We start from the raw sequence: 20,253 nt of genomic DNA on the forward strand, positions 1-20,253 counted from the left end.
CCGCCGCGCCGCCGTCGTGTCACCGCCGCCCGAAGGGGCCCGCGGGCCCTCGACCACACGAGGAGTGTCATGTCCGGCTCTCGTCACACCCCGGCCGGTCCGCGCCAAGGGGCCGCCGCCGCAGCCGTGCCGCCCTCCGACCGGGACCTCACCCGGCAGCTCAGACGGTCCTTCGCGTTCGGCGCGGTGGACCAGACCGTCTGCGATGTCCTGTACCGGCGCCACCGCGGCGCCGTCCTCGCGGCCGCCCGCGCCTGCTGCCGGGCCCCGCAGGACGCCGAGGACCTCGTCTCCGAAACGTTCATCCGGACCTTCCAGGCCGTCCGGTCCGGTGCGGGCCCCCGGGACGACTGGCGGCCGTACCTGCTGGCCGTGGTCCGTCACACGGCGGGCGAGTGGCGGGCCGGCGACGGCCGGACCGTGCTGACTCCCGATGTCGAGGCCTGGTGCCGGCCGGGGCCGGCCGGCGGCGATCCGCAGAGCCAGCTGCTCGACAGCGAGGACCGCCGGCTCGTCGCCCGCTCCTTCCACACCCTGCCCGAGCGCTGGAAGGCCGTCCTGTGGCACACGCTCGTGGAGGACGACTGCCCGCACCACGTCCCCCTGCTGCTGGGCATCACCCCGAGCGCCGTCACCTCGCTGGCCTTCCGCGCCCGCGAGGGGCTGCGCGAGGCGTACCTGAGCGCCCACCTGGACGCGGCGGCCGATGACCGGTGCCGCCACTACGGCGCCGTACTCGGTGCGGCGATCCGGCGCCGCGGGGCGCCCGGCGGCCGCGGCCTCGCCCGCCATCTGGCGGCGTGCCGACCGTGCGCCCGGGCGTACGCCGAGCTGCTCGACCTCAACGCCGCGCTGCGCGCCGGCAGCCGCGCCGTACTCGTCGAGCGGTAAACACGGCGGCCCCGGTCCCTCCCGCCGGATGACGGGGAGGGGCCGGGGCAAGGCCGGGGAGGGCGGGTGGTCCGGGCTGCTACAGGCCGTTGACGCGGGCCATGCGCCCCACGCCCAGCGGGGGCCGGAAGTCGGTCGTCACGGGGCGCGCCCTGCGGCCCACCCGGGAGTTCTGGCGGCGTACCTGGGCCAGGAGACGGCGGCTGCGCAGGGCCATTTCCAGTTCGAAGCGGGTACGGGGGTCCCGCAGTCCGGGTCCGAAGAGCTTCTCCAGCTGTCGCATGCGGTAGCGCACGGTCTGGGGGTGGACGCTGAGCGCCTTCGCGGCCTCGGGCGCGCCGCCGCCCTCCAGCCAGGCGAGGAGGGTGACTTCGAGCCGCTCGCTCTGGCGCGGTGTCAGGTTCGCCAGCGGGCGCAGCCAGCGGGCGGCCAGGGCGTGCGCCAGGGGCTCGTCCTGCAACAGCAGCAGTGTCGAGAGGTGGTCGTCGACGAAGATGGCCCGCGCGTCCAGGCCGGCGCGGGCCGGAGTGAGGGAGAGCAGCCGCAGGGCCCAGCGCAGCGAGGAGGCGGTGTCCCGGAGCGGGACGGCGTGTCCGACGGCGGCGAACCGCCCGCGCAGCGCGGCCTCCAGGGCGGAACGGGCGTCCGGGTCGGGGCTCGGGACCAGCATGCAGGGCTGGGCTCCGACCATGCCGGCGAGGCCGTCGTCCAGGAGGGCCGCGAGCTGCTGGGTCTCGCCGGGGCTGGCGAGGGCGATGACCCGTATTTCGGAGGGGAGGGGCCAGCCGGCGGCCCGGGAGAGTTCGGCAAGTGCAATTTCAGACATGCTCATGTCACCCGTAAGGACGGCGAAGAGCTCTCGCCGGGCACGTTCGGGTACGGTGCAGAGTCCCTCCGGGGGAACGACCTTGAGGGGGGCCGGGTGCGTCCGCCGGCGCGGATCGGGGCGGGGGTCCCCGTGCGGAGCGCCGTGGGGGTCGTGATGCCGGGGCTCGTCGGCGTTCCCGCCGCGGTCCGGGACCCGATCGTGCTCCGCGTGCCGGTCCTGCCGGTCGTGCTGCTGCGGCGCCGCGGACCGGTACCCGAGGACCGTGAGCAGGCCCGCCTCCACCTGCTCTCTGACCACCTCGTCGTCGACGTCCTCCAGCAGCTCGGAGAACCCGGGGATCCCCTCACGGAGCTCCTCCACTATCCCGGCGGCGAGCGCCGGCAGTTCCTTTCGCAGGACCCGGGTCCATTCCCCGCGGGGGCGGGACCAGATGCGGTTCAGAAGTTCGCACATTGTTACCTCGTTCATGCCGGGGTATGGCCTGTCCCGTGGAAGGGCGACAAGCCTGTCGAGGCCGCCTCCCTCCCCGCCGGCGCCAGTGCCGACGGGGGAGTTGAGAACCTCTACTCCTTTCAGGAGCCTGCCATCCACTTGCAGTCCCGCAGCTTTACCTCGAATTTGCCGTCGGGGAGGTGTGGCGGCGGACGAGGCGTCAACCAGGTCGCAACCGCACCGCTGGAACGGAATCTTCCGGGGGTGCTGGGGTGATGATGCCGCGCGAGCCAGAAGTTGTCACGATTCGATAAATACTATGGAGACGTTGCGAAGGTCCACGATGCTTCTGCACTCCGGCCCCCGCTCCCGGTCGGCGAGGCACCCATCTCCCGCCCGCCGCGGAGCAGTTCCGACGACTGCCCCGGGCGCCGAGTGCGAGGTGGAGTGCTCGGACCTGGGCGTATGGAGAACGCGATGCCCCTGCCCCTGACCCGTATGCCCCGCTCTCATCGGGCCCGCCGGACCAGACGCCATGCCGGCGCGCCGCCCGCGGCGGCCGCCGGGCGGCGGGCCTTCCGCCGGGCGCCCCTGCTGTCCGCGGGTGGCGGCCCGCGCCCCGCCGCGCTCGCCCTCGGCGCCCTCGCCGCCCTGTTGTCGCTGGCCGTGGCGGCCCGGGCCGGCGCCTTGACACGTCTGTGGGACTTCCTCGACTACGGGGCGGGCGTACTCTCGCTCGTCTCGCTGACCTCCGCCGTCCTGTGGGGCCTGGCGGCCACGGACCGCACCCTGCTGACGTCGGGTCACCGGCTCCTGGCCCAAGGGGCCCACCGCGGCCTCGCCGTCGCGGGGCTGGGATTCCTCGCCCTGCACATCTGGGTCAAGGTGGCGGAGGCGCATACCGGGGCCGCGTCCATATTCCTGCCGCTCGCGGACCGGAACAAGCCCGTCCTCATCGGTCTCGGCACCCTCGCCGGCTACTTCTTCGTCGCGGTCGCGGTCTCCGGCGCGGTCCGCAGCGCCTTCGCCACCAAGGGCCGGTCCATGTGGTGGCGGGCCCTCCACATGGGCGCGTACCCGGCGTGGGGCGCGTCCCTGGTACACGGGCTCAAGGCCGGTCGCCCCGCGAGCGCTTGGGTGACGGTGGCGTACGGCCTGAGCCTCATCGGCGTGGCGGCGGTGCTCGCAGTCCGCCTCCGGGCAAGGCTGCGCGCGGCGCCCGCCCGTCCGGCCGCCGCGCAGCCGTCCGCTCCGGAGGCGCCGGGGCGGCAGGGGCCGCCCCGGACCCCGCGGCCCTTCGTCCGGCAGCCGGCGGAGGAGTCCGGGGCGCGTCTGACCGCGCGGTTGGCGGAGCAGCTGGAATGGCGCCCCGTCTACGAGTCCGCCGAGCCCTCCTACGCGCCGCCCGCTCAGCCTCTCGACCCGCCGGCCCCGCTGCCGATCGGCCTGCCCCAGGGCCGGGGCGCCGAACAGCCCGCCGCCCGGTCCTCGTTCGCGGCCGAGGCCGTCGCACAGTACTCCTCGGTGTTCATCTCCAGCAGACGGGGACTCGCCGCGGACGACCGGCCCGGTGAACCCCTCGACGGGCTCCGGGGGCGCCAGTGAGCGGCGTGCCGCTTCCGACCCTCGGCTGCGTGGGGCAGCCGAGGCTGCTCGCGGGGCTCGACACCGCCGCGCGGCTCGACCGAGTGGGCCACCTGACCGTGCACGGCGCGCTGCCCCAGTACAGCCCCGACGAGCTCGTGGAGCTCGCCGAGGGCATCGACCTGCGGGGCCGCGGCGGAGCGGGCTTCCCCTTCGCCCGCAAACTCCGGGCCGTCACCCGGTCCGCGCGGGCGCGCGACGGGCGGACCGCCGTCGTCGTCAACGCCAGTGAGGGCGAACCGAGTTGCCTCAAGGACAAAGCCCTGCTGCTGCACGTCCCGCACCTCGTACTGGACGGCGCCCTGCTGGCCGCCGCCGCGCTCGGCGCCGAGGACGTGGTCGTCGGAGTGACCCGGGAGGACGTGGAGCGGTCGCTGCGCGAGGCCGTCGCCGAACGGGGCCCGGTCGGCAGCCGGGTCCGCGTCACCCGGCTTCCCGAGCGATTCGTCACGGGCGAGGGAACTTCGATGATCAACGGGCTGGACGGCGGCCCCGCGCTGCCGTCCGGTCAGAAGGTGCGGACCAGCGAACGAGGCCTGGGCGGGCTGCCCACCCTGCTCTCCAACACCGAGACCTACGCGCAGCTCGCCGTCGCCGCCCGGCTCGGCGCGGCCGGCTACAACGCCGCCGGACTGCCGGGCGAGCCGGGGACCATGCTCCTGACGGTCGGCGGATCCACGGTCGTCGAGGTGCCGATCGGGACCTCGCTTGCGTACGTCCTGGACCTGTGCGGGTCCGGCCCGGGCCAGGGCGTGCTGGTCGGCGGCTACCACGGACGGTGGCTGGCCCCCGCGGCGGCGCGCTCCGCGGCGCTGTCCCGGCAGTCGCTGGCCGCGTACGACGCGGTACTCGGGGCGGGGGCGGTGCTGCCGCTGCCCGAGGACACCTGCCCGGCCGGCGAAGTGGCCCGGGTGACCCGCTGGATGGCGGACGAGTCCGCGGGCCAGTGCGGGCCGTGTGTCAGGGGGCTCCCCTCGCTCGCCGACGCGGTCGAGAACATGGTGGCCGGGGGAGGGCGGGCCGCCCTCGAAGCGGTGCAGGCGCGCATGCGCGCGGTACGCCGCCGGGGCGCGTGCAGTCATCCCGACGGCACCTCCTCCTTCGTGGCGTCCGCGCTCGCCGTCTTCCCGGACGAGCTGCGCGACCACGCGCTCGGCAGCGGCTGCGGGCGGCGCGTCCTCGGAGCCCTGCCGCTGCCGGCCGACGAGAACCCCGAACGGCTCGTCGTGGACTGGACGTTGTGCAAGGGCCACGGGCTGTGCGTGGACCTGCTGCCCGATGTCGTGCGGCTGGACGCCGACGGCTTCCCCGCCCAGGCGGTCATGGCGGTTCCCGGACGGCTGCGGCCCAAGGCGCTCCGCGCGGTGCGCCGCTGTCCCGCGCTCGCCCTGCGTATTCAGGAATGACCTCCCGGTGAACGGCCGCCGCCGGTTCGAGTTCACCCTTTGGCGCGATCTGACAAATTCCCGGTGATCCGAATTCCAGGGGCCCCGCAGGTCCTATGAATAAGGCAGTACACGAAAGCACCGGATGGAACTCGAAGGAGTGATCGTGAAGAACAAGCGTCGTGGGATGGCAGCCGGATCCGTGGCCGCGGTAATCATGCTGGCGGCGGGATGCGGACTGGGCGACAGCAGTGCTTCGAAGAACGCCAATTCCGTTCAGCCGGCCGGTGACAGCAAGGCCATAGGGAGCGGATACGGAGCGGAATACGGCTCCGCGTACGGCTCCGGCGGAAGCGGTGCGGATCCCTCGGCCGGCTCCGGTTCCGGCTCCGCCGCCGGAAAGACCGGACCGGCCGGACAGCTGGCCGTGCGGGACATCCCGGACGTGGGCAGCGTGGTCACCGACAACGCCGGGGCCACCCTCTACCGCTTCGACAAGGACACCCCCAAGCCTCCCAAGTCCGCCTGCGAAGGGGACTGTGCCGAGGTCTGGCCGGCCGTGCCGGCGGCCGACGCCTCGGCCTCCGAAGGCATCGACGCGAGCCTGCTCGGCGAGGTCGTCCGGGCCGACGGCAGCAAGCAGTTGACCCTCGCGGGCTGGCCCGTCTACCGCTACGCCAAGGACACGCAGGCGGGTGACGCGAAGGGCGAAGGAGTCGGCGGTACATGGCACGCGCTGGCGGCCGACGGGAAGAAGGCCATCGACCAGAAGGGCGGTGCCCAGAAGGACAGTGCCCAGAAGGGCGGCGAAGAGCAGGGAGATAAAACCGGAAAGGCGGGCGCAGAGCTCTCCCTCACCGCCAATGAAAAACTCGGGAAAATTCTCGTGGACGCCAAGGGGCGCACGCTCTACCGATTCGACAAGGACAGTGCCTGGCCGATGAAGTCGGCCTGCGTCGGCGCCTGCCTGGACACCTGGAAGCCCGCCGCACCCGTGGACAAGGCGAAGGCGTCCGGAATTCCGGCCGGACTGGTCGGCTCGTTGAAGCGGCCCGACGGAACGGAGCAATTGACGATCGACTGCTGGCCGGTCTACCTGTTCACCGGCGACACCGAGCCCGGTCAGACGAACGGGCACAACAAGCAGGGCCTGTGGTTCGCGGTCACCGCGGGCGGCAAGAAGGTCCCCGCCGGCGGATAGTCCGCCCCGAGCCTCGACCGAGCCCCGGAACCCTGTGAGGGAGACGTGCCCCGTACACCCCGTATCACCACCCGCCACGTGCTGCCCTGTGTCGCCGTGATGTTCGCTTCACTGGTCTGCGGCGGATGCGCCGGGCAGCACACGCCGGCGGCCCCCCGGGCCGGCACGGACGCCCCCGCCCCGAGCTCGTCCGTCCGCCCCGCCACCCTCCAGGACATCGCCGCCGTCCTCGGCTGTACGGCCGAGATCATGGTCGACGCGGAGGAGCTGCGCGAGGGCGCGTGCGGGGCGGGGGAGGACTCGTACCGCATGCTCACCTTCGCCGCCGACCAGGGCCAGCGCGCGTGGCTGGACGAGTCCCGCACCTACGGCGGCACCTACCTCGTGGGAAACCGCTGGGTCGTGGTCGCCGCCTCGGCCGACGCCCTGGCACCCCTGCGGGAGCGGCTCGGCGGAACCGTCGAATCCGGCGCCTCCCACGGCGCCTCCCACGACGGCTCCCACGCGCATCACTCCGACGGCGGCAGCGGACCGTCGTAGCGCGGTTCGGCCACCACCACCTGGGCGGGGCGCAGCAGATGCGCGCCGACGCGGTAGCCGGGGCGCAGGATCCCGCTACAGGTGGGGGTGGCCGCGCCGGTCGTCGGGGCGGAGGCCACCGCCTCGTGGATCCGGGGGTCGAAGGGCTCGCCGGGCTCGCCGACGGTCTGGAGGCCCAGGCGCGCCAGATGGGATTCCAGGGTGTGGGCGACAGCGTCGAGTCCGGGCGACGCATCGCCGTCTCGGCGGGCCTGGTCGACGGCGTCGAGCACGGGCAGCATGCCGGTGAGGACGTTGGTCACCGCCGCCTCCCGGACGGCGAGGCGGTCACGGTGGACGCGTTTGCGGTAGTTGTCGTAATCGGCCTTGAGCCGTTGCAGGTCCTCGGTGCGCTCGGCGAGCTCGGCCTCCAGCCCGCGGACACGCTCGTCCGCCTCAGGAGCCGCGGCGGGAGCCGGTCCCTGTCCGGAGTCCAGGCCGGCGGTGGGCCTGCGCGGTGTCAGTGCGAGGGGCTCGCCGCGCCTCCGGTCCCGGACGAGTACCGGGGGTACGGGCTCGGTACGCCTGAGGTCGGGGTGCTGAGGGTCGTCCGGCCGGTTCATCCGGCGCCTCCCTTCGGCGTGTCCTCGTCGACGATCTCGGCGTCCACGACGTCGTCATCGGCGGCCTTGCCCTCACCCCCGGTGCCTCCGGAGGGGGCGCCCTCGGTGGCCTGGGAGCTCTGGGCGGCGGCGTACATGGCCTGGCCGAGCTTCTGGCTGACCGCGGCGAGCTTCTCGGTCGCCGTGCGGATCTCCGCCGTGTTGTCGCCGGCGCCGGACTCGACCTTGAGCTTGTCCTTCAGCTCGGTGATCGCGGTCTCGACCTCGGTCTTGACCTCGGCGGGCACCTTGTCCGCGTTGTCCTTGAGGAACTTCTCCGTCTGGTAGACGAGCTGCTCACCCTGGTTGCGGGTCTCGGCGGCCTCCTTGCGGCGCCGGTCCTCCTCGGCGTGCTGCTCGGCGTCGCGCATCATGCGCTGGATGTCGTCCTTCGGCAGCGCGGAGCCGCCGGTGACGGTCATCTTCTGCTCCTTGCCCGTGCCGAGGTCCTTGGCCGTGACGTGCATGATGCCGTTCGCGTCGATGTCGAAGGAGACCTCGATCTGCGGGACGCCGCGCGGGGCCGGCGGCAGGCCGGTCAGCTCGAACATGCCGAGCTTCTTGTTGTACGCCGCGATCTCGCGCTCGCCCTGGTAGACCTGGATCTGCACGGACGGCTGGTTGTCCTCGGCCGTCGTGAAGATCTCGGACCGCTTGGTCGGGATCGTGGTGTTGCGCTCGATGAGCTTGGTCATGATGCCGCCCTTGGTCTCGATGCCGAGGGACAGCGGGGTCACGTCGAGGAGCAGGACGTCCTTGACCTCACCCTTGAGCACACCGGCCTGGAGGGTGGCGCCGATGGCGACGACCTCGTCCGGGTTGACGCCCTTGTGCGGATCCTTCCCGGTGAGCTCCTTGACCAGTTCGGTGACGGCCGGCATGCGCGTGGAGCCGCCGACCAGGATCACATCGCCCACGTCGGAGATCTTGATATGGGCATCCCGCACCGCCTCGTGGAACGGGTTCTTGCAGCGCTCCAGCAGGTCGGCGGTGAGCTGCTCGAACTGGGTACGGGTGAGCCTCTCCTCCAGATGCAGCGGGCCCTCGGCGGAGGCGCTGATGTAGGGCAGGTTGATGTTGGTCTCGGTGGCCGACGACAGCTCGATCTTCGCCTTCTCGGCGGCCTCGCGCAGTCGCTGCGCGGCCATCTTGTCCTTGGACAGGTCGATGCCGTAGCCGTTCTTGAACTGCTTCACCAGGTGGTCGACGATCCGCTGGTCCCAGTCGTCGCCGCCCAGGTGGGTGTCACCGTTGGTGGCCTTCACCTCGACGATGCCCTCGCCGATCTCCAGGAGGGACACGTCGAACGTGCCGCCGCCGAGGTCGAAGACGAGGACGGTCTCGTCGTTCTCCTTGTCCAGGCCGTACGCCAGCGCGGCGGCGGTCGGCTCGTTGACGATCCGCAGCACCTTCAGGCCCGCGATCTCGCCCGCCTCCTTCGTCGCCTGGCGCTGGGAGTCGTTGAAGTAGGCGGGCACCGTCACGACCGCGTCGGTCACGTCCTCGCCCAGGTACGCCTCGGCGTCGCGCTTGAGCTTCTGCAGCACGCGCGCGGAGATCTCCTGCGCGGTGTAGCGCTTGCCGTCGATGTCCCCGCTGTCCGGGAACCGCCACTCCGGGTCGCCCACGTGCCGCTTCACGGAGCGGGCGGTACGGTCCACGTTCGTGACCGCCTGCCGTTTGGCGACCTCGCCGACGAGCACTTCGCCACCCTTGCTGAAGGCCACCACCGACGGTGTCGTCCGGGCACCCTCCGCGTTCGGGATGACGGTCGGCTCGCCGCCTTCCAGGACGCTGACGACGGAGTTCGTCGTCCCGAGATCGATACCGACCGAGCGTGCCATGGCCCTGCTCCCTTCGGTTCTCTATCTTATTTACATCATTTACCCAGATGTCTCCGCATATACATCCCTGTCCGCACGGCCACCGGCCGCCCCGGACGGGCCGCCCCCACCGACCGTTGGGGTGACAGCGCGCGGGTGGCCCGGCCGCCGGGACCCGCACGCGGCCCCGGTGCCGTACGGTCCCGGACGTGACAGACGCGACCGATGCGAACGACGCCTCCGTGACCGGTGCGGCTGCCGGTCGTGTGGAGTGGAGGGACGATGGGAGACACCCCGGGTCGCGTGCTGGGTGGTCTTGAACGGAGCGGGAAGCCCCAGCGCTCTCTCACGCGGGGACGGGAAGGAGGGGCCGGCATGAGTACGGCGGACGCCTCCCGGGCCGAACCGGACACGGGCCACGCCGGCCCTTCCGCCGGGCCGGGCCTTCTCGACGTGCTGGGCGTCGCGGCGGTGGTCCTCGACGAAGAGGGGCGGATCACGCTGTGGAGCCCCCAGGCCGAGGCGCTGTTCGGCTACAGCGCGCAGGAGGCGCTGGGCCGGTTCGCGGCGAGCCTGCTCGTGGACGAGCAGCACCTGGACATCGTCATGTCCCTCTTCGAGAAGGTGATGTCCGGCGCGGGATCGTGGGCCGGGGTGTTCCCCGTGCGGCACAAGGACGGCAGCTCGCGGCTGGCGGAGTTCCGCAACATGCGCCTCGAAGATCAGCGGGGCCGGCGCTACGCCCTGGGAATCGCCTCCGACCAGGCCACCCTGCGGCGCGTCGAGCGTGATCTGGCGCTGTCGATGCGGCTGGTCTCCCAGGCGCCGATCGGTCTCGCCGTCTTCGACACCGACCTCCGCTACGTCCTCGTCAACCCGGCGCTCGAACGCCTCAACGGCCTGCCGGCCGACCAGCACCTCGGCAAACAGGTCCACGAGGCCCTTCCTCAGCTGGACGCCGAACCCATCGAGGCGGCCATGCGCGAGGTCCTGGCCAGCGGCCTGCCGCAGCTGAACCAGTTCACCACCGGCCGCACCCCCGCCGATCCCGGTCAGGACCGCGCCTGGTCGGTCTCGCTCTACCGGCTCGACGACACGGCCGGGCGGGCCATAGGAGTCGCTGCCTCCATCGTGGACGTCACCGCCCAGCACAAGTCGGCGACCGCCGTCGCCCTGGCGCGGCAGCGGCTCGCCCTGATCGCCGACGCCTCCGTGCGCATCGGCACCACCCTCGACCTCGGCGTCACCGCCCGGGAACTGGGTGAGATCGCCGTCCCGGCCCTCGCCGACATCGCCACGGTCGACGTGCTCGACTCCGTCCTCGCGGCCGATCACCCGCCCGGGGGCCCGAGGGGCGAGTCCGTGCGGTTCCGCGCCCTCGCCGTCAAGGCGGCCCGGCCCACCCCCGCCACCCTGGCCGCGGACCCGGTCGGGGAACTCGCGCGGTACGACGCCACCCGGCTGGTCACCCAGTGCGTGCGTACGGGCCGGAGCATCCTCGTCGAACAGGTCTCGGACCAGGACCTGGCCCGCATCGCCCGCGACGCCGACGCCGCCGCCCTCCTCGTCGAGGCCGGAATCCACTCGTACCTCGCCGTGCCGTTGATCGCCCGCGGTGAGGTCATCGGCGTCCTCGGCCTCCAACGCACCGACAATCCACTGCCGTTCGACCACGACGACGTCCTGCTCGCGGGCGAACTGGCCGCCCGCGCCGCCGTCTGCATCGACAACGCGCGCTGGTACCAGAAGCAGCGCCACGCCGCCCTCACCCTCCAACGCCACCTGCTGCCGCACCAGCCCACCCCCACTCCGGGCCTGGAGATCGCCTACCGCTACCAGCCCGCAGCGGCCGTCGGCGAGGTCGGCGGCGACTGGTTCGACGTCATCCCGCTGCCCGACGGCAAGACCGCCCTCGTCGTCGGGGACGTCATGGGAAGCGGCATCAACGCCGCCGCCACCATGGGCCAACTCCGTACCGCCGCCCGCACCCTGGCCGAGCTCGACCTCGACCCCGCCGCGGTCCTGACCCGCCTCGACCACACCACCACCGGCCTCGGGCACACCATGGCGACCTGTGTCATCGCCGTCTACGACCCCCACCGCAACCGCTGCCGCATTGCCAGCGCCGGCCACCTGCCGCCCGTACGGACCCGGCCGGGCCGGCCGCCCGAGCTGCTGGACCTGCCCACCGGAGCACCCCTGGGAGTCGGCGGCGTCCCCTTCGAGGCCACCGTCCTCGACCTCGGCATCGGCGACGAACTCGTCCTGTACACCGACGGTCTCGTCGAAACGCGCGACCAGGACATCGACGTCCGCCTACAGGTCCTCACCACCCTGCTCAGCGACCCGGGGCGCCCCCTCGAAATGACCTGTGACCTGCTCCTGAGCGAGCTCCGCCGGCCGGACGACCGCGATGACGTAGCCCTTCTCATCGCCCGCACCCGCCCCCTGACGGCATCGGCGGACCAGGAGGGGCGGGACCAGGAGGAGCGGCCGGCGGATTAATTCCCGTGCCGGACCGGGACCCCGGTCAATACACTCGCCCTTGCGCGCCGCCACAAGACGAGATCGCGGTGCGCCCATTCGTCGAGTGAGGGGAGCCGGACCGTGTGCTACCGCACCGCTGTCTTCGTTCCCCGGTCGCGGTACGACGTGATCCTGGTGTCTCCCCTTTCCCGGTGACGGCCGCGCGGCCGTCACCGGACGTCCGAGACGAAGAGACGAAGTCCCTTTCACATTCCGGCAGTTGAGCCGACCCCACGTACCCGGGTGTGTCCCGGCGGCGGTCGCTCACGCCGTTTCGTCCGGAAATCGCGCTGCCCTTTTCCCGATTTTCCCGATCGTTCAGAAAGGCCCCGGGCCATGCGCACCCACCAGCACACGCACCGGCACACCCCGTTCGCCGACACATCGGCCGCCGTCCGCAACCTCGGCATCCTCGCGCACGTCGACGCCGGCAAGACCACCCTCACCGAACGCGTCCTCTACGCCACCGGCGCCACCCACAAGCGGGGCGAGGTCCACGACGGCACGACCGTCACCGACTTCGACACCCAGGAACGCGACCGCGGTATCACCATCTTCGCCGCGGCCGTCAGCTGCGGCTGGGACGGCCACCGGATCAACCTGATCGACACCCCGGGGCACGTCGACTTCTCCGACGAGGTGGAGCGCTCGCTCCGCGTCCTCGACGGCGCGGTCGCGGTGTTCGACGCCGTCGCGGGGGTCGAACCGCAGAGCGAGTCGGTGTGGCGCCAGGCGGACCGCCACGGAGTGCCGCGCATCGCGTTCGTCAACAAGATGGACCGCGTCGGCGCCGACCTGGACGCGGCCGTCACGTCCGTACGGGAACGGCTGAACGTCGTTCCGCTGGTGGTCCAACTGCCCATCGGGCGTGAGGACGGCTTCACGGGTGTGGTGGACCTGGTCCGCATGCGCTCGTTGATCTGGGGCGCCGGGCAGGACGCCTACGAGGTGGGCACCGTACCCGAGGACCTGCGCGACGAGGCGCGACGGCGCCGCCGGCTGCTCGACGAACAGGTGGCGGAGCTCCATCCGGCCGCGCTGGAGGAGTACTGCGCCACGTCGGCGCTCTCCGCGCCCACGCTGGCGGCCGCGCTGCGCGATCTGACGTGAGGCGGCGAAGGTGTGGTCGTGCTGTGCGGATCGGCGTACCGCAACCGCGGCGTCGAGCCGCTGCTGGACGCCATCGTGGCCTACCTTCCCTCGCCCGCCGACATGCCGCCGGTACGGGGGACCCTCGGGTCGGCGGTGCGGGAGCGCGTCGCCGACCCGGCGGCGCCGTTCGCCGCGCTCGCCTTCAAGGTGAACGCGACGGCGACGGGGAGGATGACCTGCCTGCGCGTGTACTCGGGAACGATGAGGAAGGGAGACACCGTGCTGGACGCGGGCACCGGCCGCACCGAGCGGATCGGCCGGATCCTACGGGTGCAGGCCGACCGCCATGCCGAGATGGAGCAGGCGGTGGCCGGGGACATCGTCGCGGTGGTCGGGCTCAAGACCACCCGCGCCGGGTCCACGCTGTGCGCACCGGACGCACCGCTGGTCCTCGAACCGCCCACGGTGGCCGCACCGGTGGTGTCCGTGGCGGTCGAGGCACAGACCAGCACCGACACCGGCCGGCTGGCGTCGGCGCTGGCCCGGCTGGTCGAGGAGGATCCGTCCCTGGCGGTACGGACGGACCCCGAAACCGGCCAGACGGTGCTGTCGGGGATGGGGGAGCTGCATCTGGAGGTCGCGGTGGAGAAGATCCGCCGCAGCCACGGGCTGCGGATCGGAGTCGGCCGCCCGCGCGTGGCCTACCGGGAAACGGTCGCGCGCGGCGTGTCCGGACTGGTGTACCGGCATGTCAAACAGGACGGAGGCGCGGGTCAGTTCGCCCATGTGGTCCTCGACGTGGAGGCCCTGGAGCGGGACACCGACACGGGCACCGGTACCGGCAGCGGCACCGACAGCGGCGGCGGGTTCGTGTTCCGGTCGTCCGTGGTCGGCGGCCGCGTACCGCAGGAGTACATCCGCGCGGTGGAGGCGGGTTGCCGGGACGCGCTCGTCGAGGGTCCCCTCGGCGGCCATCCGGTGACCGGTCTGCGGGTCACCCTGACCGATGGAGCCACGCATCCCAAGGACTCCTCGGAGATGGCGTTCAGGGCGGCGGGCCGGTTCGCGCTGCGCGAGGCCCTGCGCGTCAGCGTGATGGAGCTGCTGGAACCGGTGGTCGAAGTCGTGGTGACCGTCCCCGACGAGGCGGTCGGCGGGGTGCTCGGCGACCTGGCGGCGCGGCGCGGACGGGTCTCGGGCTCGGCCGCGCGGACCGGAACCACGGTGATCACCGCCGCCGTGCCCCTGGCCGAACTGTTCGGGTACGCGTCCCGGCTGCGCAGCCGGACCCAGGGCCGGGGCACCTTCACCGCCCGGCCCACGGGTTACGCGCCCGTCCCGGCGGCGGTGTCCGCCGCGGTCCTGTCCGGCTAGGGCCCAGCACGAGGGGGCCCATGAGGGGCCCTGCCCCCGACCGCCGCGGCGGCCGGGGGCAGGGCCCGCCCGGACGCTCACACCTGGCCGAACAGCAGGGCGGGCAGGCCGTGTGCCCGGCTCGCGGCGACGAAATCGTCCCAGACGACGGCGCCGTCCCCGTCGGAGTCGATCAGCGCGAACGCCGCGGCGGCGGCCCGCGCCGACACGCCGCTCAGCTCTCTCCACGCCGCGAAGTCCTGGAGGTCCAGCCTCCCGTCCCCGTCCTTGTCGGCCACGTTGAACTGAGCGTGCAGCATGGCGAGCAGCTCCGGGGCGACCTGGCCGGGCGCATCCTCGGAGGTGAACCACGTCCGGTACTCCTCGCGGGTGATCGCGCCGTCGTGATCACGGTCCATCAGCTCGGCCTCGCGCTCCCACAGGGCGAGTTGAGCCTCGATCAGAGCCCGGCCCTTCGGCGAGTGCGGCCCCATGCCGTACGACTGGAGGAGCCGCTCCGCGCCGGCCCGGTAGTCCCCCTCGACCAGCCTCCCGTCTGCGTCCGTGTCCAGCAGGTCGAAGATCCGGTCGGCGAGCGGCAGTTTCTCGGCAGTCATGTCGTCCCCTTCACCTGCGGCGGAACCGGCCGGCGGCCGGCGTGCCGGAGAGGTCAGTCGGCGGCCCGCCAGACGGTGGTGACATTGCAGAACTCGCGGATGCCGTGCCCGGACAACTCCCGGCCGTATCCCGAGCGTTTGACGCCGCCGAACGGCAGCGCCGGGTGCGAGGCGGTCATGCCGTTGATGTAGATCCCGCCGGCCTGCAGATCACGGACGAACCGTTCGACGTCCTCGTCGCTGCGCGTCCACACGTTCGAACTGAGGCCGAAGGGCGTGTGGTTGGCACGCCGCACGGCTTCGTCGAGGTCCGCCACCCGGTAGAGCGTCGCCACGGGCCCGAAGGTCTCCTCCTGGTCGACGCGCATCTCCGACGAGACGTCGGCGAGGACGGTGGGTTCGTAGAACCAGCCCCGTTCCAGCCCCGGCGGACGCCGTCCGCCGCACAGTACGGTCGCACCGCCGCGTACCGCGTCCTCGACCAGCTCCTCCAGATCGGCGCGGCCCTGCTCGGTGGCGAGCGGCCCGACCTCGGTGGAATCGAGCAGCGGGTCGCCGACGCTGAGCGCCGCCATGCCGGCGGAGAAGCGCTCCGCGAACGCGTCGTACACGTCGGTGTGCACGATGAAGCGCTTGGCCGCGATGCAGGACTGCCCGTTGTTCTGGACCCGCGCGGTGACGGCGGTCTTCGCGGCCCGCTCGATGTCCGCCGAGGGCATCACGACGAACGGGTCACTTCCGCCCAGCTCCAGCACGGTCTTCTTGACCTCGTCACCCGCGACCGAGGCCACGGCGCGCCCCGCGGGCTCGCTGCCCGTCAGCGTCGCCGCCGCGACACGGGGATCGCGCAGGACCGACTCGACCGCGCCGGATCCGATGAGCAGCGTCTGGAAGCAGCCGCGCGGATAGCCGGCCCGCTCGAAGAGACCGCCCAGGTAGAGGGCGGTCTGCGGGACATTGGAGGCGTGCTTGAGCAGGCCGACGTTGCCCGCCATCAGAGCGGGCGCGGCGAACCGCATGACCTGCCAGAGGGGGAAGTTCCACGGCATCACGGCGAGGATCACCCCGAGCGGCCGGTAATGCGCCCGGACGGCCGACGCACCGCTGTCGCGGACGTCGGCCTCGGCGGGGCGCTCGTCGGCCAGCAGGGACTCCGCGTGATCGGCGTACCAGCGCATGGCCTTCACGCATTTGGCCGCCTCGGCGCGGGCGGCCGCCAGCGGCTTGCCCATCTCGATGGTCATGGTCCGCGCGATGTCCTCCCCCTCCGTCTCCAGCAGGTCCGCCGCCCGCTTCAGCAGGGCGGCCCGCTCGGCGAAGCCCGTCGTGCGGTACGAGCCGAAGGCCCGCGCGGCCTCGGCGAGACACCGTTCGATGTCGTCGGCGCCCAGGGGGTCATAGGTGCGTACCGTCTCACCTGTGGCGGGGTTGACCGTGGCGATGGCCATCGTCGCCTCCTCCTCTTCGTGGCTCGGCAGCCTTCTCGACCCTGCCCCCTGGGGGAGGGTCGCGCAACGCGGGGCCGTCTGCCGCCGGGGTGACACGGAGCGTGCCGTCCGGATCGCGCCCGACGCGGGCGCCGAAGCCGCGGCAGATCCGGGCCAGCACCTCGTCCAGCCACCGGGAGTCCGCGTCCGAGGCCCGGCACAGCCGCAGCCGACGCGACCGCAGGGGCACGACGCGGACGTCCTGGAGCAGTCCGGTGCCGGGGTCCACCGCGACCAGGTACAGCAGCCGCAGGTCGTCCCGGAACTCCTCGTAACCGCCGATGCCCTCGTAGTCGTTGACGAGGTCGCCGCAGCCGTAGGTGATGAACCTCCCCCGGTACACCTCCATGGGGCGGGGATGGTGCGAAGAGTGCCCGTGCACGACGTCCGCGCCGCCGTCGATGAGCGCGTGCGCGCATCGGACCTGGTCGCGCGGGACGCCGTAGCCCCAGTTGGAACCCCAGTGGACCGACACGACGGTGAGGTCCCCGGGCCGTTTCACGCTCCGCATCCGCTCCACCACCTCGGCGGCGGCCGCCTGCGACGCCTCGGCCGCGAAGGCGACCCCGGAGCGCTCGGCCGTGGCGGCCCAGCCCGGCGGAATCCCGCTGGAGGCCATGCCCACGGCGTGGACCACCACCCGCGTGCCGTCCGCCAGCGGGACGGCGGCGGGCCGCTGCGCCTCGGCGAGGTTCCGTCCCGCCCCCGCCGTCCGCAGACCCGCCGCGGCCAGCGCGTCGAGGGTGTCCCCGAGCCCGCTGCGGCCGTAGTCCAGGACGTGGTTGTTGGCGAGGACGCACACGTCCGGATGGGCCATGAGCAGGCACGGCAGGTTGGCGGGATGCATCCGGTACAGGACGGCCTTGCCGTGTGTGCTTTCGTCACTCCGCGTGACGGACGTCTCCAGATTGAGGATCCGCACGTCGGGCGCCGCCGCGTCGAGCACCTTCAGGGCCTCGCCCCACGGCCAGGAGAAACCGACCGGCCGCTGCGGCAGCGCGCCGCCGACGGCCTCGGCCAGCTCCACGTACGTGCGGGCGTCCCGTACGTACGCCTCCTCCAGGGCCGGATCCCCGGGGTGCGGCAGGATCTGGTCGATGCCGCGGCCGAGCATCACATCCCCGCAGAGACACAGCAGGAGCCGCTCGCCGCCCATGACTCCAGGCTAGAACGCCCGCATGCGGCCGGGCGAGGAGAGGGCGGGCGGGCGAGGACAGGCCCGGCGAGGACAGGCCCGGCGATGGGAGGCACCCTGGAGATATGGCCAGGGCCAACGAACAGGTCGAGGCGATGCTCCAGGAGTACGCCGACCTGATCGCGATCACCGGCGGGGACGCCTTCAAGGCACGGGCGTACGAAAAGGCCGCCCGCGCCATCGGCAGCCACCCGGCCGACGTCGCCCAGCTCGACGCCAAGGGCCTGCGGGAGATCCCCAACGTCGGCCGCTCGATCGCCGACAAGGTCGTCGAGTACCTGCGCACCGGGAACGTCCCCGAGCTCGAATCCGCCAGGGCCTCGATCCCCGCGGGCGTGCGCGAGCTGATCCGGATCCCCGGGCTGGGACCCCGCAAGGCCATGGTCCTGTACCAGGAACTCGGCATCTCCTCCGTGGAGGAGCTACGGGACGCCATCCAGGAGGAGCGGCTGCGCGACCTGAAGGGCTTCGGCGAACGGACCGAGCAGAACATCCTCCACGGCATCTCCATGATCCAGACCGCCGGCACCCGCATCCTCATCGGCGCCGCCATGGAGCTCGCCGAGGAGATCGTCTCCGAGATGTCCCGGATCCCGGGATGCGTACGGTGCGCCTACGCCGGTTCGCTGCGCCGGATGCGGGAGACGATCGGGGACCTCGACATCCTGGTGGCGGCGGAGGAGTCGGCGCCGTTCATGACGGCGCTCGCCGGGCTCCCGTACACGGCCGAGGTCATCGCGCACGGCGCGAAGAAGACGTCCATCCGCACCACCACCGGCCTCCAGGTCGATCTGCGGGTCCTGCCCCCGGCCTCCTGGGGAGCGGGACTGCAGTACTTCACCGGGTCCAAGGCGCACAACGTCCGCACCCGCGCGCTCGCCGTGCGGCAGGGGCTCAAGCTCTCCGAGTACGGGCTCTTCGACGCCGAGAGCGGCGAGAACCTCGCCTCGGAGACGGAGGAGGAGATCTACGCCCGCCTCGGCCTGCCCTGGATCCCGCCGCCCCTGCGCGAGGACCGCGGGGAGATCGCGGCCGCACTGCGCGGCGAACTCCCCGCCCTGGTGGCGGACGCCGACATCAGGGGAGACCTGCACACACACACCGACCTCACCGACGGCCTCGCCTCCCTGGAGGACATGGTCGCGGCCGCCGCCGCGCGCGGATACGCGTACTACGCCGTCACCGACCACGCGCCGGACCTCGCCATGCAGCGCATGACCAAGGAGAAGATCCTCGCGCAGCGCGAGCGGGTCCGCGCCCTCGACCGCACCGTCCACGGGATGCGGCTGCTGCACGGCACGGAACTCAACATCGGCGCGGACGGCGGGCTGGACTGGCCCGACGCGTTCCTCGCCGACTTCGACCTGTGCGTGGCCTCGGTGCACTCCCATTTCAACCAGAGCCGACGGGACATGACCCGGCGCCTCATCCGCGCCTGCGAGAACCCGTACGTCGCCGTCATCGGCCACCCCACGACCCGGCGGATCGGCAGACGCCCCGGCGTGGACGCCGACTTCGACGCGGTCTTCGCGGCCTGCGCGCGTACCGGCACCGTCCTGGAGGTCAACGCGCACCCGGACCGGCTCGATCTGTGCGACGAGGACATCCTGCGGGCCAGAGCCCACGGGGTGAAGTTCGCGGTGGACTCGGACGCGCACTCCACCACGCATCTGCCGTACCTGCGGTACGGGGTGGGCACGGCGCAGCGCGGGTGGCTGACGAAGGAGGACGTCGTCAACGCCTGGCCGTACTCCCGCCTGCAACGCTTCCTGCGCGAGAAGCGACAGCTCCGGGCGGCGGGGTGATGCGAACCGGCCCGCGTCAGCGTTGGGGCGGGCGGGGGAGGGGCACCAAACGGCTGAATGCCCGGGCGTCGATCACCGCTGCTCCGCCCACGTCGTTGTTGAAATAGGCGAAGACGTCCGCCTCCTCCGGCCAGGCGTCGGCGATCCGGCGCGCCCAGGACCGCAGGGCCGTCCGGCCGTACCGGGGCGCGGGTCGGGCGCGGCCCGCGTGGAAACGGAGGTAGCCCCAGTCGGTGGTCCGCCACACCGGTGTCACGGGCCGCGATTCCCGGTCGGCCCAGCACAGGGCCGCTCCCCGCGCGGTGAGCACCGCCCGTGTGTCCGCCGTCCACCACGACTCGTGCCGGGGTTCGACGGCGATGCGCGTACCCGCGGGGAAGGCGGCGAGGCAGGCGTCCAGTGCGGCCGGGTCGCCTCGCAGGGTGGGCGGCAGCTGGAGGAGGATGGGACCGAGGCGGTCACCCAAGGCAGCGGCGTGCGCCATGAGCCGGTGGACCGGTTCCTCCGGCTCGCGCAACCGCTTGATGTGCGTCAGGTATCGGCTGGCCTTGACCGCGATGACGAAGCCGGGCGGAGTGCGCTCACGCCACTGGGCGAAGGTCTCCGGGGACGGCAGCCTGTAGAAGGCGTTGTTGCTCTCCACGGTGCGGAAATGCGCCGCGTACTCCTCCAGCCACAGCCGCTGTGGCCGGTCGGGCGGATAGAGGATCCCGGACCAGTCCCGGTACTGCCACCCGGAGGTGCCGACGTAGACGGCCATATCGTCCATGCTGCCCCAGGCGGGCCGTCGGC

General features: G+C 72.5%; 14 protein-coding genes and 1 pseudogene. 8 read left to right on the forward strand and 7 right to left on the reverse strand.

Annotated features, from left to right (window positions below):
• Positions 1-69: 69 nt before the first annotated feature.
• Positions 70-891 (forward strand): RNA polymerase sigma factor, encoded by an 822-nt coding sequence (locus tag MTF65_RS01460; RefSeq protein WP_243626318.1) that lies wholly within the window; start codon positions 70-72, stop codon positions 889-891.
• A 79-nt stretch (positions 892-970) separates the two neighbouring features.
• Here MTF65_RS01460 and MTF65_RS01465 read toward each other — a convergent pair whose 3' ends face one another.
• The gene (locus tag MTF65_RS01465; RefSeq protein ID WP_243626319.1) at positions 971-2,173 is read right to left on the reverse strand and encodes a CdaR family transcriptional regulator; all 1,203 of its coding nucleotides are present in this window, start codon (positions 2,171-2,173) and stop codon (positions 971-973) included.
• A 456-nt stretch (positions 2,174-2,629) separates the two neighbouring features.
• Between MTF65_RS01465 and MTF65_RS01470 the strand changes: the two genes are divergently transcribed.
• From MTF65_RS01470 to MTF65_RS01485, 4 genes are all read left to right on the forward strand, one after another.
• Positions 2,630-3,757, forward strand: coding sequence for a hypothetical protein (locus MTF65_RS01470; protein WP_243626320.1), 1,128 nt, complete (start codon positions 2,630-2,632; stop codon positions 3,755-3,757).
• A gap of 29 nt (positions 3,758-3,786) precedes the next feature.
• Positions 3,787-5,202 (forward strand): NADH-quinone oxidoreductase subunit NuoF family protein, encoded by a 1,416-nt coding sequence (locus MTF65_RS01475; protein ID WP_243626321.1) that lies wholly within the window; start codon positions 3,787-3,789, stop codon positions 5,200-5,202.
• A gap of 145 nt (positions 5,203-5,347) precedes the next feature.
• Positions 5,348-6,382, forward strand: coding sequence for an SCO0930 family lipoprotein (locus tag MTF65_RS01480; RefSeq protein ID WP_243626322.1), 1,035 nt, complete (start codon positions 5,348-5,350; stop codon positions 6,380-6,382).
• A 45-nt stretch (positions 6,383-6,427) separates the two neighbouring features.
• The gene (locus tag MTF65_RS01485) at positions 6,428-6,922 is read left to right on the forward strand and encodes a hypothetical protein (RefSeq protein ID WP_243626323.1); all 495 of its coding nucleotides are present in this window, start codon (positions 6,428-6,430) and stop codon (positions 6,920-6,922) included.
• On the opposite strand, the gene grpE is transcribed toward MTF65_RS01485, so the two are convergent.
• Both grpE and dnaK read right to left on the reverse strand, forming a co-directional pair.
• Entirely contained in the window at positions 6,892-7,524 is a 633-nt protein-coding gene (gene grpE / locus MTF65_RS01490) for a nucleotide exchange factor GrpE (RefSeq protein ID WP_243626324.1), read from the reverse strand. The two genes, MTF65_RS01485 and grpE, sit on opposite strands and share 31 nt — an antisense overlap.
• Positions 7,521-9,407, reverse strand: a complete 1,887-nt coding sequence (dnaK, locus tag MTF65_RS01495) for a molecular chaperone DnaK (protein WP_243626325.1) — start codon at positions 9,405-9,407, stop codon at positions 7,521-7,523. The genes grpE and dnaK overlap by 4 nt, the downstream gene beginning before the upstream one ends.
• Before the next feature lie 354 nt (positions 9,408-9,761).
• On the opposite strand from dnaK, the gene MTF65_RS01500 reads away from it, so the two are divergent.
• Together MTF65_RS01500 and fusA are read left to right on the forward strand one after the other, a co-directional pair.
• Complete coding sequence (locus MTF65_RS01500) at positions 9,762-11,891, forward strand: SpoIIE family protein phosphatase (protein WP_243626326.1); 2,130 nt, start codon at positions 9,762-9,764, stop codon at positions 11,889-11,891.
• A gap of 357 nt (positions 11,892-12,248) precedes the next feature.
• Positions 12,249-14,378, forward strand: a pseudogene (fusA, locus tag MTF65_RS01505) (elongation factor G).
• A gap of 77 nt (positions 14,379-14,455) precedes the next feature.
• Here the strand turns inward: fusA and MTF65_RS01510 are convergent.
• Genes MTF65_RS01510 through MTF65_RS01520 form a run of 3 tightly spaced genes read right to left on the reverse strand, consistent with a single transcriptional unit; the run spans position 14,456 to position 17,617 of the window.
• Complete coding sequence (locus tag MTF65_RS01510; RefSeq protein WP_243626327.1) at positions 14,456-14,974, reverse strand: EF-hand domain-containing protein; 519 nt, start codon at positions 14,972-14,974, stop codon at positions 14,456-14,458.
• 53 nt (positions 14,975-15,027) lie between these two features.
• Complete coding sequence (locus MTF65_RS01515; RefSeq protein ID WP_243626328.1) at positions 15,028-16,422, reverse strand: NADP-dependent succinic semialdehyde dehydrogenase; 1,395 nt, start codon at positions 16,420-16,422, stop codon at positions 15,028-15,030.
• On the reverse strand, positions 16,388-17,617 hold the full coding sequence (locus MTF65_RS01520; protein ID WP_243626329.1) for a CapA family protein: 1,230 nt from the start codon (positions 17,615-17,617) through the stop codon (positions 16,388-16,390). The genes MTF65_RS01515 and MTF65_RS01520 overlap by 35 nt, the downstream gene beginning before the upstream one ends.
• A gap of 104 nt (positions 17,618-17,721) precedes the next feature.
• On the opposite strand from MTF65_RS01520, the gene polX reads away from it, so the two are divergent.
• The gene (gene polX, locus MTF65_RS01525; RefSeq protein WP_243626330.1) at positions 17,722-19,461 is read left to right on the forward strand and encodes a DNA polymerase/3'-5' exonuclease PolX; all 1,740 of its coding nucleotides are present in this window, start codon (positions 17,722-17,724) and stop codon (positions 19,459-19,461) included.
• 16 nt (positions 19,462-19,477) lie between these two features.
• Here polX and MTF65_RS01530 read toward each other — a convergent pair whose 3' ends face one another.
• Positions 19,478-20,221 (reverse strand): DUF72 domain-containing protein, encoded by a 744-nt coding sequence (locus tag MTF65_RS01530; protein WP_243626331.1) that lies wholly within the window; start codon positions 20,219-20,221, stop codon positions 19,478-19,480.
• Positions 20,222-20,253 lie beyond the last annotated feature (32 nt).

It is taken from the genome of Streptomyces sp. APSN-46.1 (assembly GCF_022815725.1).
Taxonomy (GTDB): domain Bacteria; phylum Actinomycetota; class Actinomycetes; order Streptomycetales; family Streptomycetaceae; genus Streptomyces.